The following is a 16670-nucleotide window of genomic DNA, read 5'->3' as shown; positions in this document are numbered from 1 at the left end:
ATGCGGTGGGTTCTCACCAAGAACTAAAATTGGTATTTTTTTCTCTACAAATACTAACCGTCGGTGCGACGGGGATAGCTTGGTAAATATAGATAGCTAATAAAAGTATCTACTTCCCAAGAAGCATCCACTTCAAGCTTCGCTAAGTGGTATGTAGTTCACTCATATATTCCCGATTCAAACAAAAAGTAATGGCTATCAGATTGCCCGAATATATGATCATAAACATAACCTTTTTGTACTTGTATTGTTTCAATATGATTCAATCTAACTAAGAATTCTTTAACAACTTGTTCTGGTACATTCACACTAGCTAAATCCTTTTTAAATCTACTTATAAAATCATCGTTGTTTACTAACTCTATGCTACTACATACTCTTGAATAGGATGTAGTAATCCAGAAATCTTTTAGTGCTGTTAGCCATCGTTCATCTAAAGGGGCTGGCTCATCACTAATATCCCATTCCTCTCCATCAAACAATTCTTTTTTAAATAGTGCAGAAAATGCTTCTTGAATATTATCAAATTGACCTTTTCTGGCGAATATTAAGTCTACTTGCATTGCATATTCATCCCGAAATTCATATACATCAAATGATAAATTTAATAATCTTACGTTTGCAATTTGTTTGGCAAATAAATTAAGATCATCAAACAATTCTTGAATTTCTTTATTCATCATATTCCCCACCCCCTTCTTCTTAAAGTTTTGATATTATGATCATTGATGTTTAACTAATATTGTTGGTTCACTAAGAAAAACGAAGTGTAAGTAATTTCGGTCAATTCTTTTAATAAACGGTATATCTTTGTTTCAAACCGATAATAGTAACCTTCAAATAACCCTAAAATACATAAGTAATTTCAACATGATATTTTTTATGAATTACGTTTAAAATCCTTGTTTATACACGCTTGTTTTAATTTCTTTGACCTTAGAAGATATTTAATATCAGAGATGCTATCGTATGAAAGTTGAACATAATAATAATTAATATACTCAAGCAATGCAAATACATAAATAAATCCAGAAACAAATAACCCTGCTAAAGGTAATGAAGGATACCAATAATACAAATCAATAACAAACGTAACAATCCCAGTGAAAATCAATACAATATTCATTTTCTTTATATTTTTTAATCGTTGAATAACCCAAATAGGAGTAATAGATGTCTTTTCCCTTTTTAGTCTTTTACTTTTTACGTACCAGTAAACCGTACCTTGTATTAAGAGAAATTCCAAAAGAAGAAATGAAATCCAAAAAGAATATAGTGAATATAAATGTAATTTAGGATAGACAGTATTTATTAAAAAACTTAAAGGAACAAAATTAATTACCGCAAATAATTCACCTTTATATAAATACGAAAGTCTTCTTTCTATAGTTCCCCTCATAATCCACACCTTTTATACTACTTATTAAGATTTAATAATATTATAAATATATTAACACGTAATATATTCATATTCCTTTCTTTTTATTAACTAACCGATATCGAAACATTATTCGTGAACCACAAACACAAAACACCAACATCCCTTTATAACAGCCAATAGCATACACATAACATCTTAAGAACTCTATAATTTTGTTACTAAATAAATTAATATATTACTAGAGAGGATGATCCGTATTGATCCGAGGTTTCATTTTATATATCCCTTGTCACAGAAAATCCGAAAGGAGTTTTCCTAAACTACAAAAATACATACCTTTATGTGCACGATGCACAGGTATGTTTATTGGTTTCATTATGTTCCCAATTTATTTATTAATAACACCTTCGTATACTCTATCATTAGCACTATCTTTCTCTGCTCAAATACCATTATTCATCGATGGATTCACCCAAAAGTGGAAATGGAGAAGTAGCACAAATTTTCTAAGAGTAACTACTGGCATCTTAAGCGGGAATGGTATGGGACTATTTATTTCATCTAGTATCATATGGATTCTATTTTAAACCCATTATTCATCAACGGAGGTATTTACATGTTCTGAATCTACTCGATTTTAATTCTCATTTCCGGTGGCAGTGGAATTGGTTTTATCATTCATGAAAAATATACAGAAGCAATAATAGCTTTTGCTATTTGTGCACTATTTATCGGATTACTATATTTTTATCTTAAGAGAAACTCCAAAAAGAGAAATTCGGATTGTAGCACTTTAGATTGTACCGATTGTTCAGATTTAGATTGTGATTGCAATGATTAAACTTCTACTTATCCATATTTCTCTGATAAGCAAAAAAAACTTGTGTATCGTTAAAGATACGCAAGCCTTTATGTGTATTACCTGAAATTTAACCGTTCAAATATCAACAGAGTTATCATACTAACCGGCTCTATTTTTAATTAACAAATGACTCTATTTTAACTTGCGGAATACATCAATTAGTAGAAGGAGGAAATATACGTGAGTCAAAATGTTAGAATTGCTAACCTCCCAAGTTATAAGCAAAAGAAAACTTTAAAAGAGTGCAACGAGCTCCTCAGTTCCATTTTAGAAATCAAACAAATATCTGCTTTTCAATGGTTATTTGAAAAAGGAATCTATTATATGGAGATTTATTTATCCTTTGTTGATGGAAATGGGGATAGTATCGATTCAGATTTATATAACTGTATAGAAACATGTGTACCTTGGAAATATTTGAACAACGATGATTCATTGTGGATTTATACGCAGCTTCGTCTTGAAATTGCAAGAGCTTTTAACTGGAATATGCTTGATATACAAAGCGAGAACATTTATACACCGATCCATACACATGACCTTAAACCACTATATAAATTATCGTCAGAAGAAAAGAAACAATCCGTACCTGTTTCTTTATTATCATATAAAATAGCTGAACACACTGTATTATACCGTCAGAAAGGTATCCTTTGTGCTAAAGATAACGCGAGAAAAAGATACTCCAGTCTAGTTCACCTTTCCGAAGATAAATTTATTCATACATACAATGGTGGAATGTATGTTTCGGATATACCCGGAATACAAATCCGCGAGGGAAATTCTCTTCATTGTATTGATGAAATTACTGGTATTGGACGTGAAACTATAAAGAGAGATGATGACTCCGTACTTTTAGCTGATGGACCTTTAGTAGAAGGATATCGGGCACATGTAGCTATTTGTAATCTATATCCATTAAATTTGGTTGATATTCTTCCGCTTTCCCCGCCATTTACATGGATATCGGAAAATGAAAATAAATTTATTGCGTTAGTTCCTCGGAAGGACTTACATGAAAAAAGTCACTTTGACATCAAACCAGCAACTGTAAAAGGGACGAAATTAAGAATCTCAGCAGAAGCCGTACAATCACATCCGTGGTTAAATGATGCTTTGAATCCCGAAAAGTATCATCTCATAGAGGTTGATATAGATTTACGTACGTGGAAACCTGTATTAACTCAAAAAGACTTTTTAAAGAATGTATACCCTTACGAAAGTAGTTATATCAAATTTATGATATATTCTCAAAAAGAAAATTGCATTTACATCACGGATGGATCCAGAATTGGATGCATTGAATTAACTAACCAAAGTTTTCAATGGATTACAGAGCTTAGTGGGGATTTAAATGTTTATTGTTTCAGTATGAGTCCATGCGGAAACTATATTGCTATTGGCGGTATAGCTGATGATCAGTATTCTCCAAGTTCATTTTCATTAATACATGCCCCTACTGGAAAGTTCATTTTCAGACTCCCAGTTTTTAGAACATTTAATAGTGCAATTTATTCGATTACATGGCACCCAGACAGTCAATGGCTAGTATTAGGATTAGCAAATGGGACTCTTATAGAACTTAACCTTTACGGCGAATCCCGATATTTCAAAGCGCTCAAAGGCAGCATAAGTCATATATGTTTCAATCAAAACATGATGTATGTAACAGGGAATGAAAAAGTAATTCGGGCCTGGAAAATCGAAGAATAAAATTTAGTTTTTGGGTTCGGTTCAAAAGCTTTTGAAGTTAAAATAAGATAGATTCAATTAAAACAAAGTCCAGAGGAATTGGTTAAAAATCCAATTCCTTTTTTCCAAACTGTGGTTAGACAGAAAAATGGTAAATAAAAATTATTGAATGATATTCTATTAATTCATTTTAAGTACGTTCAGCATCCATACTAAGCTAAGGTACTTACAAATGAAGGGTTCCTATTAATATTTCAAAAAACATCTAATCCCTTGATCCCATCCTCCTACTATATTTTTAGTTAACCCCCTTGACTATAACGCTACGTCATAGTGCATAATTTTAACTATATTAAATAAGGGGTGAAAGAAATGAATATAAAATCATTACGCTCAGATAAAATATATCGAAAAATTTCACAAGCTCCAAAAGAGGAAAAAGTTGAGTTATACAGACAAGAAATGTTGGCTCCGTTCATGGGGAAATGGGAAGTTCAACATGTTCCTTTTAAAGCTGAGGAGCCAAATAGTTTTGATGTTATTACATTGAATAATATAATGGGCATTTCTCCTACTCAGATTACAAATGAGATTACACCAGAATTAGAATTGATTTCTTCTGATTCTTTTTGGTCTGAGTGTACAGAAGCTGTTAGGAAAAGCCTTCATTTATTTAGAGAGCATGATGTAAACCTATATGTATCCGATTACTTATTCACTATTCTATTAGGGGATCGAAATAGCCCTCCATTAATGTTAAATGAAGGATATAGTGGTGATGGAGGTATCCCTGGCTATATTTTGTGTACACTTGTCCCAAATGAATACACAATACCTCGAATGAAGGCTGCTTTAGCACATGAATGTAATCATAATGTTAGATATCAATTCATTCAGTGGGACCATACTGTTACTTTAGGTGAATTAATTGTTAGTGAAGGGTTAGCAGAGAACTTTGCTACTTCTATTTATGGAGAAGATCTGCTCGGTCCTTGGGTATCGAAAACAACTATGGAAATGCTGAATAGACATATTAAACCTGTGCTCAAGGAACAATTACAATTAACAGGCTTTGATAAAATTGCACCGTATCTTTATGGTGATGAATTAGCAAAACTTCAAAACTATATGCCAGTCAATGTGCCTTATGCTGCTGGTTATGCCTGTGGATACTATTTAATTAAATACTATTTAGAAAAAACAGGTAAAAATATCTTTGAAGCCACAATAACTCCTGCCAATCTAATATTAGATGAAATAAAAGGATTTTGGGATGAAGAAACAATTATTAACGGTTAAAGATATTGTCCAAATTACAGGCGTAACAAAAAGAACATTACACTATTATGATAAAATAAATTTATTAAAGCCAATTTACTTAAAAGAAAATGGTTATCGAATCTATGATAGGAACAGTTTAGCAAAACTTCAAACGATTCTATTTTTAAAGGAAATGGACTTTTCTCTAAAGGAAATAGCGGATATTTTGAAACTTACAAGAGAAGAACAGCAACAATTATTAAAGAAGCATAACCAAACTTTATTGTTAAAAAAACAACGTTTAGAAATAATTATTACTACGGTGGATGAGTATGTATCAGGAAAGGATATCTACAATTTAAATATTTTTAATAATTCATCCATTTTACCATTACAGGAACAATATGCTCATGAAGCGAAATTCATCTATGGAGAAACAGAAAAATACAAAGAGTTTGAGGGGAAACTGAAAAAACTCTCTCCTAGTGAAAAAGCGAACCTATTTTCTGAATTTGAACTAAACATGGAAAAAGTATTAAGAAAAATTGCATTCTGTATTAATCAATCCCCTTCTTCCGATGAAGTACAGAAATTAATTGTAGAATGGAAAAGTTATCTCGAACAATCTATTGTATGTGACTCTGAAATGTTGAAATGTATTGCAAATACTTATAAATTAGATAATCGATTCAAAAATTACATAAATCAATTTAGTAATGAAGACTTAGCTGAATTTTTATATAACTCTATTATACATTATATAGATAAACAAAATAATTAATTTCATACTTTTAGAATACAACATATAAATAAAAGATGGTGTTAATTGAAATTTCACACCATCTTTTATTAAATAACTTTATTGTCACTGCACACCTCCATGGGGTTGCCTAAAATTATTCTATTCTCGACTCCATCTTAACTTTTTCAAAACGTGGCGACTTTATTTCAAATGCACAATATCAAATTCAAAAAAAGTAGGGAAGTTTGTATATTTTTACAAGCTTTCCTACTTTTTCACGTATCATTTAAGTTATTTTTTAAATAATTTAGCGAACCATGATTTTTCTTGTTGAGTAGATGCAATTAATTTCTTAGTTTCTTGTATTTCACGAACTACTTCTAATAACTGTTGATCTCTGTTATTTATTTTCCCATCAATACTCTTTTGTTGTTCATCAATCTTATTCAATAGCATTTGATTAGTTTGTTCTAAATGATCTATGCGCTTTAAAAGTTCCATGTTCATGGCTTTTTGTTCTTGAAAATATATAGAAACTTCTTTCATACTTTCATACATTGTCTGAATAATTGGCTTCGTTATTTCGTCGTCTTCATCACTCTCTTCTACTACAATATAATCTACATTTTGTTTCAACATCTGTTCTATTAATTCTGGTGGCTCTTGTGCATCTTTCATATTGGCAATTAATTTAAAAAGCTCTAATGCTTCCTGTTCATATCTCAGCGTTCGCCCTTTTGTCCCAGCAACAGTTGGTAAGTATGGTTTAAATTGATCCCGCCAGGCCTGAAGAGTTGTCCGTGGCTTCCCAAGCATCCTTGCTATATCTGCAAGAGAATATGTTTTCTTGTAAGGTTCTTCCCTAGCCATTTCATCGTCCTCCCCTCATCGTCATTTGTTGTTATCGATGTCCGACATGTTGTCATTTTATTGTTATTGATTATCATTCATGTCGGTCTTGTTGTCATTTCACTGTTATTCATCATCATTTATGTCGGTCTTGTTGTTGTTTTACTGTTATTCATCATCATTTATGTCCGACATGTCGGCATCTAACTGTTATGTGTCTAATTCGTTTGAAAGAAGGTATTTCCTTGTTTATTTTGAACTTTTTAAGTATATAACTTAATTAAATAATAAGTACGATTTAAGTCTTACTTATTATAAAAAAGTGTTCTTATTTTCAGTTTAATGTGCTAAAATACAATTAAAAGTATTGCTTAAGTCGCACTTAATGTATAAAGGAGGAATTAGAAATGAGAATTGGAAGAAAAGTAGCGGATTTCGGAAATAGTTTTAATAATTTCATGGTGGATGGTTATTATATTGAACTTGCAACGAATGTAGTTAAAATTTCAAAGAAAAAAGCTGAGGATTTACTTGTTGATCGTATTTCTAGACCAGAAGATTTACTAGATAGATTATTAATTTCTACTGAAATTGATGGTGAAGAATCTTTCTATTTAGTTGGACAATTAGCTGAAGATAATCAATTAGCAAACTCTCATGTAAATAAGATGCACGATAAAATTAATAGTCCTATCCCTTACATAAGCTTTTTAGGAGCAATTGCATATTATCATGCCCTTAACGCTGAGCAAGAAGATAATGAAGTTGAAATTGAAAACATGAGTATGATGCTTCCAATTTGGCTTTTAAAACGTGAAGAGAAATTTAGCATTGCTCATAAAAAAATGGAAGAAAGATTTATCGGTGAACATAAAGTTAAAGTGTTAACACCTGGAATGGAAAGAGAACTAACTATTACAGTTAATTCAGCAAAATGTAGAAATGAATCAGAAGTTGCTAGACATTCTTTAAAATATAAAATGGTTTCAAGAGATCAGAATACAAATGTAATTAGTATTGAAAAACGATATGAATCCGAGAGATTCGATGATTATGAAGTGGTTTTAACTGATATTGGTGGTGGTTCTACAGATGCTGTACGATTAGGTAAAGGACTCACAACACCTAAACACAGAGATTCTTTCCAAGTTATCGATATTGAACCATTCTTAGGATACCTAGAACGTTTTAGAAAAGAAAAATTGATTCAATACTTTAAAGATCTAAGAACATTAGAGAAATTTATTGTTAATAATTATAAAGAACAAAAGTATGTACTATCGAATGAAAATACTGGTGAAGAATATGATTTCACAGTTGAAATTGTAGAAGCACTAAAAGAATATGCAAGAATTTTAGTAGCTAAAATTCTTGATGTGTTCATCCCCTCTAGTACGAATACAGTATTGAAATTCATCTATATTGGAGGCGAAGCACCAGTTTTACAACCATATATCCGTTTAGCTTTATTGAATCATATGTCTGAAACGGCTGCTAAAAACAATCACTTCTTCTTGAACGATATTATTCAAAATAGCGAGAAAGAAGTATTTGCTCCAACTTCACGTACAATTAACCTAGCTGCATTAGAATTAAAAGCAATTGATGAAATGAAGGGGCAGTTAGCTTAAAATAAAGGGACGTGCTGATAATGGCTAAAAATAGAAAAATGGCATTACGTGCTGATAATATGCCTGAAGATGTATATAAGATCCTTAATGAAAAAGCTAATAGTAGGCAATTAACAGCATTTGTTGTTGAACTAGTACAAAATGAAAAACGTTATGAGCAACTACTGCAAAAATTAGATACTGTAGAGCAGAGATTAAATCTTTTAGATACAGTTGAAAATAAATTGGATCTTCTACTTACTAATGGATTTGTTCCCACACAAAAACAAGAAGATTTAAAAACGAAAGAGCCCGTACTCCAAGAAGGTAAAATTATTGACGCTAAGGAAGTACTTGGTGGTATTTCTGAAGAAGATAACGAAGAGATTGATTTCTAATTATTGACACTCCCACGGCTTAAGCCGTGGGAGTGTCAACAATTTAATCCTATTATGATATGATTTTTATCATCTTCTGACAGAAGACTCCTTCCTCAAAAATGTGAAGGTGTGAAACACCAATTTTAGGTGGGAGATGAATGTCGGTAGGCGAAAGCCTACGTTTTTTAGTATACTGTAGTCATCATACTAAAAAGTGAGGTGCAACCCATGTTAGTAAATAAGGCATATAAATTTCGTATCTATCCAAATAAGGAACAGGAAATAATAATTGCTAAAACCATTGGTTGCAGTCGCTTTGTATTTAATCGTTTCCTCGCCCTTTGGAATGAAACTTATAAAGAAACAGGAAAAGGATTAACCTATCATTCTTGCTCTGCCGAGCTCACTCAATTAAAGAAGCAAAATGATACGATTTGGTTAAAAGATGTAGATAGTATCGCTCTTCAATCCACATTAAAAAACCTCGCAGATGCTTTTTTACGTTTTTTCAAGAAACAGAATGATATTCCACGATTCAAGTCTAAAAACAATAAAATTCAATCCTACACAACTAAGCAAACGAACGGCAATATCGCGATTGCAGGTAACAAAATGAAATTACCGAAACTTGGCCTTGTTCGCTTTGCCAAAAGTCGTGAAGTAGAAGGTCGTATTCTAAATGCAACGATTCGACGTAACCCAAGTGGTAAATACTTTGTATCTATCCTTGTCGAAACAGAAGTACAAGAGATGCCTAAAACTCAATCCACTTGTGGAATTGACGTTGGATTAAAAGATTTTGCTATTCTTTCTGATGGTACCACATACAAGAACCCTAAATTCTTCCGTACATTAGAAGAGAAGTTAACAAAAACACAGCGTATCCTTTCCAGAAGAACGAAAGGTTCTTCGAACTGGAATAAACAACGTGTGAAAGTTGCAAGAATCCATGAACATATTGCAAATGCAAGAGCCGATTACTTACATAAGCTCTCTACCGAAATCATCAAAAACCACGATGCCATCGGTATGGAAGACTTACAAATCAGTAATATGCTCAAAAATAGAAAGCTTGCAAAAGCGATTAGTGAAGTATCTTGGTCACAATTTCGAACTATGTTGGAATATAAAGCAAAGTGGTATGGAAAACAAGTTGTTGTAGTATCTAAAACATTTGCTTCTAGTCAATTATGTTCCAATTGTGAATCCAAAAACAAAGATGTTAAAAATCTAACAATTCGTGAGTGGGATTGCTCTTCTTGTGGCACACATCACGATAGAGATCGAAATGCAGCGCTCAATCTTAGAAACGAAGCAATTCGTCTCTTAACCGTAGGAACTACGGGGATAGCCTAATCCATTAGAGTTCGATAGAACTCTGTACTTAGGAATCTCCCACTTCAAACAGTCCGTAAGGATGTTAAGTGGTGAGTAGTTCAAAAAGAGAGGTGTATTTTTTGGAAAGCAAAAATCTGAAGATGTTCACTAAAATCTCGTTCTTTACAGCACTGGCTACGATTATTGTTATACCAATCTCCTTATGCATTTCATCAATAACTTCGGACGAGAGTGTGGAATCTATCCTAAGTGTCTTTATATCACTTGCGTTTTTTGCTTCCTTGTTTGGCATTCCTTTAAGCATCGTTTCAATGTTCAGCAAAGAAATTTTAGCTAAAAGAATTTTTGCTTTAATTGTAAATTCATTACCGATCAGTCTTTTTGTTTATGCTCTAATTATGGAATTTATAGATGAATTCCTCCGAACTGCACCTTAAATGAGTTCAAATAAAATATGGTATGAAACGTCAATTTCATACCATATAGTAATATCCCTACTTCTATTATCAAAATATCATCACCAGAACTTCCACCATGGCTTCTTCTCTCTTGCTGCTGCAACTTCTTCATGAAATTCCTTCATTATTTTCTTTGTCTCTTGGATCTCTCTTAATGTTCTCATCAAAGTTTCATCTCGTTCTTCTAATCTTTTTTCAATCCGTTCGTTCCGTCGTCCCATACTTTCCTCAATGCGTTTACTTCTTTTCTCAGCTTGTTCGCTTAATCTTTGCTCCATTTCCAAGAGGTTTTGGTTCATTTGTTTCGCCATAACGTTATATTGTTGCTGTAGCTGTTGTTGAGTATAAATCGGTTTCCTGGGATTCCTCTGTCCTCATATCAACATTTCCTAATTGCTGCGTAATTAGCTTCACTACTTTTTCAAGCGTCATACCGTCATGCTTACTTAATTAATTTCTCAAACACCATAACATCATACTTTGTATACTCTCTTCTGCCTCATTTATCCTTTTTAACTTTAGGAAGGCAAATGTTTTTTTTTGAGGGATAGCCAATTTCTTGACTTGATGGGCATGGGATATAGGGGAGATTTTGAAAAATAAATGGGGTAGTATAAATGACAGATTCTATTACATGTACCACATTTCACTGCTATAATCTATTCGAAAATATATAAATATCCCTATTTCTATAAATTGATATTTCCCTATATCCCTACTTCTGTTATCAAAATATCATCACCAGAACTTCCACCATGGCTTTTTCTTCTCTCTTGCTGCCGCAACTTCCTCATGAAATTCCTTCATTATTTTCTTTGTCTCTTGGATCTCTCTTAGTGTTCTCATCAAAGTTTCATCTCGTTCTTCTAATCTTTTTTCAATCCGTTCGTTCCGTCGTTCCATACTTTCCTCAATGTGTTTACCTCTTTTCTCAGCTTGTTCGCTTAATCTTTGCTCCATTTCCAAGAGGTTTTGGTTCATTTGTTTCGCCATAACGTTATATTGCTGCTGAAGTTGTTGTTGAATATGAAATGGTATTAAATCTGTGTCCTTGGACTCTTCATCATTAACCAAATCTGAATTGATACTTTCTAACTTCTGCGTAATCATCTTCGCTGCCTTTTCTAACGTCATACCGTCATGTTTGCTAAGTTCGATTAACTTCTCAATTACCATGACGTCATGCTCTGTGTATTCCCTCTTACCTTGCTTATTCTTCTTAATGATGTAGAATTCTCGTTGGAGGACTTCAACGTATTTTCTTAGTGTGCTATCGCTCACTTGCAAGCGACTATAGACGTCTTTTGCGGTATAAATAATTTTCATATCCGACATAACGCTATAACACCTCCTAGAAAAAGTATTCCCTGGCATTCTATAAATTCCTGCAAAGAAAAAAGCCCTGATATTGGGCTTCTTATTCTACATTCATATTTTGTTACATAACTTGAACTACTCACCACTTCAAACAGTCTTTAAGGACGTTAAGTGGTGGGTAGTTCAAGTTTATCCGTTTAAAAAGAGGGTAAGTTATCTAAGTTATTTTCTTTAATACCATCAGGTTCACTACGTATAATATCCCTGCCATACTTATGAAATACATCCACATGTGCTAATTTTCCTGATTTTGCTTCATCAAGAGCAGTAATATAATCTAATTCTCTTCCACTACTGGTTTTAAAAGCAATAATATCATCCTCATCATTTTTACGAACTGCAACAATTTGTTCTACTCCTGAATCGATTTCCTCAACAACTTCCAATTGAGCTTGGTCTTCTCCCTGTTGTAAGTATTCATTATAAATTTTCTGAAAGTCTTTTTTATCCATAAAACCCACCTCCAAAACATTATTTTAGTATGTTCGGAAGCTATTAGTTTTATGTACTTTGACCCTTAACAAAATGGATTGGAAACCATGGATAATGAACTGAACTTTGCTAATGCAAAAGATTCTAAAGATTGTCCGATTTACAATGAAATAGTCCAAATATCACTACTATAACCTTCTATATAATATAGAAATATCCCTATTTCTATAATTGGATATTTCCTTATATTTTTGACGTTTATCTGCCGGGGATGCATAAATACAAGGTATAATGTCTTAAGATTGTTACTCATTTATTATGAGTATTTTTTTACCGGTCTCTGCAGATTTTCGAACTGCATCCAACAAATGATGCAGTTTAACAGCGTCATTAAAATTAGGAATTTGCCTTCGGTTCTCAAATATATCTTTGGCAAAAATAGTATAAGCATTAGCAACATAGTCTCTTGCACCATTATCTTTTATAGAGGATATTTTTACTTCTTCAGAATAAACATCCTTAGTATTTAACAAATAATTTGGGTGTGTAATTTTTTCAATTTTGAGATTACCAAATTGTACATGACCTGAGGAATTATTCTGTGTTAAACGAAAAACACCCTTTTCCCCTCTAATCTCTAATTGAAAGGCTGGATAAACTCCACCCTGAATATGTACAGAGGCCGAAGCACCATCAACGAGTGTCCCCTGTATTAGTATTTGATCAGCTGTGTTTTTTGGTATCTTTATGCCTGTTTCTTGTATGACAGCTTCTGTATAATGGATGTTCATTGTAGCTGATAATTCTTTAAAATCCCCCAGAATATAACAAAGAACATCCAGTGAGTGCCCACCGTTGATTGTGAGAAGGTTCGCCCCATTTCCTCTTTTTAAAAGATAACCACTTCTTTCATCTGTTATTCCTCCCTTGCCTTGTGTTGCTACCTGCATTGTGCAAGAGATGATTCTGCCAATCTCTCCCTGTTTGATTGCCTGCTTTAAATAATTAACTTCTGGCGATTGCCTTCCCTGTAATCCAATCGCATGATGAATGTTCGTATTATTAACCAATTTTGCCAGTTTTTCAGCCTCTGTAGTATCTATACCTAAAGGCCATTCACAGTAAATATGTTTGTTTTCTTCTATGGCTGCAATCGAAGCTTCATAGTGGAAAGGAACCTTTATACTAACTATTACTAAATCAACATCTTTTGATCGTGCTAATTCCTTATAATTTGTAAAAGCATGCGGAGCATTTAGCATCCTCGCGCTTTTTTTCGCGGTTTCCATTTTTGATGTTCCAACTGCCGTTATTTGATAAAAAGGGGTTTCCTTTAGTACCGGAATATGTGTTTTACTAGCCCATTGATTATTCAAAGATCCACCTATAATCCCTACTTTTATCACTTTGTTCTTCATTAGCTATTCCTCCAAATCCTTATTGGAACCATTATCTTTAAACCAAGTATAATGATAATCAGACATCATTTAAAATGTTAATTTATGATGGTTCTATCACTTTTTTTGATGGGTGGCGAAAATTCTAATGGATATTGAAAACATGAAGGCTTTTGTTTCAGTTGCGGAATTAAAAAGTATATCTGCTGCTGCAGTTAAATTGAATCACCTTCAATCTAATATGACTGCAAAAATAAAAAAAATCGAAACTTATTATAATCAAGAACTGTTTATCAGAAATTCAAAAGGAGTAAAACTAACGAAAGAGGGAGAAAAATTATATCATCAATTTAAGAAAATATTGTTCGTTTGGGAAGAAACTGAAAATATCATGAAAAAGCATGCTGAAAAACTCCGTATTGGTACTATGATATCAATCGGTGGAAATCAATTTTCCAGTGCTTTAAATAAACTTTATATAACATACTCTGATTTATCGGTAACATTAAAAACAGGTTCAACAGAATATATTGAAGGTCAAGTTCTTCTTGGGAAAATTGACGTTGGTTATACGATTGGATCGCTAAACAATAAAAAAATAAATTATAAAAAAGTAGGATATGAGGAATTGGTTATAATAGGTCAAGGTATAGATCAATATACGATATTTGATGATTATTTACGCAAAAAAAACATACTTGTATTATCAGATAAGTGTTTGTATCTCACATTATTGTGTAATATTTTTAAAGACATGAAAATTCAACAGGATGAAATCATTGAAGTGGGTGATCCAGAATCCTTAGTACAATTTGCATTGATGGGTATGGGAATTTCCTTAGTATCAAAGCGCATAGCAAGTCGCTACAACATCGATAATTATTTAGAAGTTCCATCACCTTATAAATACGTCGATTTGTATTTGATTACACGTCTAAATCATGAATTTACCCCTATAGAAAAACAGTTCATTGAGTTAAATAACTCACTTAGCAACACCATTAGGGGGATTTTTTGAAAAATAACTGAAGTAGTATAAATAGCAGATTCTATTGCATGTACCACATATCACTGCTATAACCCCCTTCAGATAGGGATATATCCCTATTTCTATAAGTGGATATATCCCTATATCCCTACTTTTGTGATCTGGAATATTATTAAAAACATTATTCTTTCTAAATTAATAAGAAGGGATAACACACAAAAAAGACACCTGCACAGGTGCCTTTTCTTATTATAGAAGTATCTTAAAATAGATATCTGGTGTCATATATTCAGTTTAAAAGACCTTTTGTTACATCATAACGCCATTATCTTTGAATGAATACCATTTACCATCAATAAAATGTTTTTCTACTGCCATTGCACCATTAGATTGTAAATAATACCAATTTCTATCTTTTTTTAACCAGCCTGTTTGCACCGGACCATCATAAAAGTAATACCATTCACCGTCCACTACTTTCCAGCCTGTTACCATGGAGCCATCCGGATTGAAATACCATACCGTACCGCCTTCAGCTAGTTTTCCTGTCCGCATAGCACCACACATCCATCAATCTAAGATAGATACATATACCTAAAACGGCTAAACTATCTTATAAATGGTTATACTGTTTTATAAACAATTAAACTTTATTTCAAATCCACGCTATTAATGATTGTTGTTAATAATAGAATGAAAGGTAAATCATCTCTTTTGAAATCAATAGTTTAGGCATTATCCATTAATTCTATGATCTTATTGCATGTACTGAATATCACCACTATAATTCTCTTTATAATATGGAAATATCCCTATTTATATAAGTTGATATATCCCTATATCTATATTTTGTTATTAAAATATAGATATAGGGATATAAGAAATTGTTAAAAAAAGAACTAGAGTGGTATAAATGGCACATTCTATTGCATGTACCACATATCACTGCTATAATCTTCTATATAATATAGAAATATCCCTATTTCTATAAATAGATATTTCCCTACAACTTGATTTCGGTACCAAAAATACAGAAATAGGGATATAGGGAAATTTTCAAATAATAAATGGAGTGGTATAAATGGCTATTACAATTACTGTTGGGAATTACAAAGGGGGCGTTGGTAAAACCACTAATGCTGTATTAAACTCTTATGAATTCGCAAAAAAGGGGAAACGAACTTTACTCGTTGACCTTGATCCACAGAGTAATGCAACAAAATCTCTTATGTTAACAAAATCTATCCTTAATCCTGATGAAAAGGTAACTTTAAATAAAACATTAATGAAAGGAATTCAAGAGGGGAATTTAGATGGATTAGAAGTTGAAATAATGGAAAATTTACATTTAATTCCTTCTTATGTTGATTTTCAAGATTTCGCAAAATTTTTATATAAATCGTGTTCTTCGGAAGCAGAAGAAGATTTCTACTTTAAGGGATTACTTGAGAAAATAAAACATAAATACGATTACATATTTATCGATGTTCCACCTATGTCAATTGAAGTCACAAAAAATGCAGTTGTAGCTTCTGATTATGTTCTTATAACTCTACAAACACAAGAGCGTTCTCTTACAGGTGCAGAAAACTACATTAACCAACTAGTAAAATTAAAAGAGCAATATGATCTTGATATTGAGGTTGTAGGTATTCTTCCCGTGCTATTAAAAAATAATGGTAAAGTGGATGAATACATTATGGAAAATGCTCGTGAAATTTTTGGTGAAGAAAACCTATTTAAAAATATCGTTCCACAGATGGAACGTATTAAAAGGTTTGATGTTAACGGTATTACTGAAAATGATAGACATGATTTAAATGTAATAGAATTATACGAAAAGATTAGTGATGAATTATTGTCTCGTATCAATATTTTTGAAAGTTTGAAGGTTGGTGTATAAC

The 16670-nt window shown here is 32.3% G+C and carries 17 protein-coding genes and 2 pseudogenes; 11 read left to right on the top strand and 8 right to left on the bottom strand.

All coding sequences use genetic code 11. From position 1 onward, the window contains the following. Positions 1–158: 158 nt before the first annotated feature. The gene (locus tag AAIE21_RS22390) at positions 159–683 is read right to left on the bottom strand and encodes a hypothetical protein (protein ID WP_343268804.1); all 525 of its coding nucleotides are present in this window, start codon (positions 681–683) and stop codon (positions 159–161) included. A 197-nt stretch (positions 684–880) separates the two neighbouring features. Continuing rightward, a complete protein-coding gene (locus tag AAIE21_RS22385) occupies positions 881–1399 on the bottom strand; it encodes a general stress protein (protein ID WP_343268803.1) in 519 nt (172 codons plus the stop codon). A 239-nt stretch (positions 1400–1638) separates the two neighbouring features. Between AAIE21_RS22385 and AAIE21_RS22380 the strand changes: the two genes are divergently transcribed. The 5 genes from AAIE21_RS22380 to AAIE21_RS22360 all read left to right on the top strand — a co-directional run bounded on the left by AAIE21_RS22380 (position 1639) and on the right by AAIE21_RS22360 (position 5976). After that, positions 1639–1968, top strand: a complete 330-nt coding sequence (locus tag AAIE21_RS22380) for a DUF2085 domain-containing protein (RefSeq protein ID WP_343268802.1) — start codon at positions 1639–1641, stop codon at positions 1966–1968. A gap of 38 nt (positions 1969–2006) precedes the next feature. Further along, complete coding sequence (locus AAIE21_RS22375) at positions 2007–2222, top strand: hypothetical protein (protein WP_343268853.1); 216 nt, start codon at positions 2007–2009, stop codon at positions 2220–2222. A 201-nt stretch (positions 2223–2423) separates the two neighbouring features. Further along, complete coding sequence (locus tag AAIE21_RS22370; RefSeq protein ID WP_343268801.1) at positions 2424–3956, top strand: WD40 repeat domain-containing protein; 1533 nt, start codon at positions 2424–2426, stop codon at positions 3954–3956. Positions 3957–4307: 351 nt separating this feature from the next. Next, the gene (locus AAIE21_RS22365; protein WP_343268800.1) at positions 4308–5234 is read left to right on the top strand and encodes a DUF2268 domain-containing putative Zn-dependent protease; all 927 of its coding nucleotides are present in this window, start codon (positions 4308–4310) and stop codon (positions 5232–5234) included. Further along, the gene (locus AAIE21_RS22360; RefSeq protein WP_343268799.1) at positions 5209–5976 is read left to right on the top strand and encodes a MerR family transcriptional regulator; all 768 of its coding nucleotides are present in this window, start codon (positions 5209–5211) and stop codon (positions 5974–5976) included. The genes AAIE21_RS22365 and AAIE21_RS22360 overlap by 26 nt, the downstream gene beginning before the upstream one ends. A gap of 252 nt (positions 5977–6228) precedes the next feature. Here AAIE21_RS22360 and AAIE21_RS22355 read toward each other — a convergent pair whose 3' ends face one another. Next, positions 6229–6807 carry a DUF3967 domain-containing protein gene (locus AAIE21_RS22355; RefSeq protein ID WP_343268798.1) on the bottom strand — a complete coding sequence of 193 codons (579 nt, stop codon included), beginning with the start codon at positions 6805–6807 and terminating at the stop codon, positions 6229–6231. A gap of 386 nt (positions 6808–7193) precedes the next feature. Here AAIE21_RS22355 and AAIE21_RS22350 point away from each other — a divergent pair, with 386 nt between their 5' ends. The 4 genes from AAIE21_RS22350 to AAIE21_RS29660 all read left to right on the top strand — a co-directional run bounded on the left by AAIE21_RS22350 (position 7194) and on the right by AAIE21_RS29660 (position 10551). Beyond that, positions 7194–8417 carry an Alp7A family actin-like protein gene (locus AAIE21_RS22350; protein WP_343268797.1) on the top strand — a complete coding sequence of 408 codons (1224 nt, stop codon included), beginning with the start codon at positions 7194–7196 and terminating at the stop codon, positions 8415–8417. 20 nt (positions 8418–8437) lie between these two features. Continuing rightward, complete coding sequence (locus tag AAIE21_RS22345) at positions 8438–8794, top strand: hypothetical protein (protein WP_343268796.1); 357 nt, start codon at positions 8438–8440, stop codon at positions 8792–8794. 210 nt (positions 8795–9004) lie between these two features. Further along, entirely contained in the window at positions 9005–10132 is a 1128-nt protein-coding gene (tnpB, locus tag AAIE21_RS22340) for an IS200/IS605 family element RNA-guided endonuclease TnpB (protein WP_343268795.1), read from the top strand. A gap of 122 nt (positions 10133–10254) precedes the next feature. Further along, positions 10255–10551 (top strand): 2-acyl-glycerophospho-ethanolamine acyltransferase, encoded by a 297-nt coding sequence (locus tag AAIE21_RS29660; protein ID WP_481858705.1) that lies wholly within the window; start codon positions 10255–10257, stop codon positions 10549–10551. Positions 10552–10631: 80 nt separating this feature from the next. On the opposite strand, the pseudogene AAIE21_RS22335 reads toward AAIE21_RS29660, so the two are convergent. From AAIE21_RS22335 to AAIE21_RS22320, 4 genes and pseudogenes are all read right to left on the bottom strand, one after another. Beyond that, a pseudogene (locus tag AAIE21_RS22335) lies at positions 10632–11071 on the bottom strand (DUF3967 domain-containing protein); the annotation flags it as partial. 239 nt (positions 11072–11310) lie between these two features. Continuing rightward, complete coding sequence (locus AAIE21_RS22330) at positions 11311–11907, bottom strand: DUF3967 domain-containing protein (RefSeq protein ID WP_343268794.1); 597 nt, start codon at positions 11905–11907, stop codon at positions 11311–11313. Between the two features lie 179 nt (positions 11908–12086). Further along, positions 12087–12401, bottom strand: a complete 315-nt coding sequence (locus AAIE21_RS22325; RefSeq protein ID WP_343268793.1) for a DUF3892 domain-containing protein — start codon at positions 12399–12401, stop codon at positions 12087–12089. A 285-nt stretch (positions 12402–12686) separates the two neighbouring features. Continuing rightward, positions 12687–13799: a Gfo/Idh/MocA family protein gene (locus tag AAIE21_RS22320; RefSeq protein ID WP_343268792.1), complete on the bottom strand. Its 1113-nt coding sequence runs from the start codon at positions 13797–13799 to the stop codon at positions 12687–12689. Positions 13800–13926: 127 nt separating this feature from the next. Here AAIE21_RS22320 and AAIE21_RS22315 point away from each other — a divergent pair, with 127 nt between their 5' ends. Beyond that, positions 13927–14796 (top strand): LysR family transcriptional regulator, encoded by an 870-nt coding sequence (locus AAIE21_RS22315; protein ID WP_343268791.1) that lies wholly within the window; start codon positions 13927–13929, stop codon positions 14794–14796. Positions 14797–15075: 279 nt separating this feature from the next. Here AAIE21_RS22315 and AAIE21_RS22310 read toward each other — a convergent pair. Beyond that, a pseudogene (locus AAIE21_RS22310) lies at positions 15076–15327 on the bottom strand (glucan-binding protein); the annotation flags it as partial. A 520-nt stretch (positions 15328–15847) separates the two neighbouring features. Here AAIE21_RS22310 and AAIE21_RS22305 point away from each other — a divergent pair. After that, positions 15848–16669: a ParA family protein gene (locus AAIE21_RS22305; RefSeq protein ID WP_343268790.1), complete on the top strand. Its 822-nt coding sequence runs from the start codon at positions 15848–15850 to the stop codon at positions 16667–16669. Position 16670: the final 1 nt, after the last annotated feature.

Source organism: Paenibacillus sp. 102 (genome assembly GCF_039549175.1).
GTDB lineage: Bacteria > Bacillota > Bacilli > Bacillales > Bacillaceae_G > Bacillus_A.
Note: the sequence above shows the minus strand (reverse complement) of the source record. Positions and strands in the feature narration are given on the sequence as shown.

Coding starts and splice junctions, on each gene's coding strand:
- tnpB (WP_343268795.1), top strand. CDS start 9,005: ATGTTAGTAAATAAGGCATATAAATTTCGTATCTATCCAAATAAGGAA.
- AAIE21_RS22330 (WP_343268794.1), bottom strand. CDS start 11,907: ATGTCGGATATGAAAATTATTTATACCGCAAAAGACGTCTATAGTCGC.
- AAIE21_RS22390 (WP_343268804.1), bottom strand. CDS start 683: ATGATGAATAAAGAAATTCAAGAATTGTTTGATGATCTTAATTTATTT.
- AAIE21_RS22305 (WP_343268790.1), top strand. CDS start 15,848: ATGGCTATTACAATTACTGTTGGGAATTACAAAGGGGGCGTTGGTAAA.
- AAIE21_RS22345 (WP_343268796.1), top strand. CDS start 8,438: ATGGCTAAAAATAGAAAAATGGCATTACGTGCTGATAATATGCCTGAA.
- AAIE21_RS22360 (WP_343268799.1), top strand. CDS start 5,209: ATGAAGAAACAATTATTAACGGTTAAAGATATTGTCCAAATTACAGGC.
- AAIE21_RS22355 (WP_343268798.1), bottom strand. CDS start 6,807: ATGGCTAGGGAAGAACCTTACAAGAAAACATATTCTCTTGCAGATATA.
- AAIE21_RS22365 (WP_343268800.1), top strand. CDS start 4,308: ATGAATATAAAATCATTACGCTCAGATAAAATATATCGAAAAATTTCA.
- AAIE21_RS29660 (WP_481858705.1), top strand. CDS start 10,255: ATGTTCACTAAAATCTCGTTCTTTACAGCACTGGCTACGATTATTGTT.
- AAIE21_RS22325 (WP_343268793.1), bottom strand. CDS start 12,401: ATGGATAAAAAAGACTTTCAGAAAATTTATAATGAATACTTACAACAG.
- AAIE21_RS22350 (WP_343268797.1), top strand. CDS start 7,194: ATGAGAATTGGAAGAAAAGTAGCGGATTTCGGAAATAGTTTTAATAAT.
- AAIE21_RS22315 (WP_343268791.1), top strand. CDS start 13,927: ATGGATATTGAAAACATGAAGGCTTTTGTTTCAGTTGCGGAATTAAAA.
- AAIE21_RS22320 (WP_343268792.1), bottom strand. CDS start 13,799: ATGAAGAACAAAGTGATAAAAGTAGGGATTATAGGTGGATCTTTGAAT.
- AAIE21_RS22385 (WP_343268803.1), bottom strand. CDS start 1,399: ATGAGGGGAACTATAGAAAGAAGACTTTCGTATTTATATAAAGGTGAA.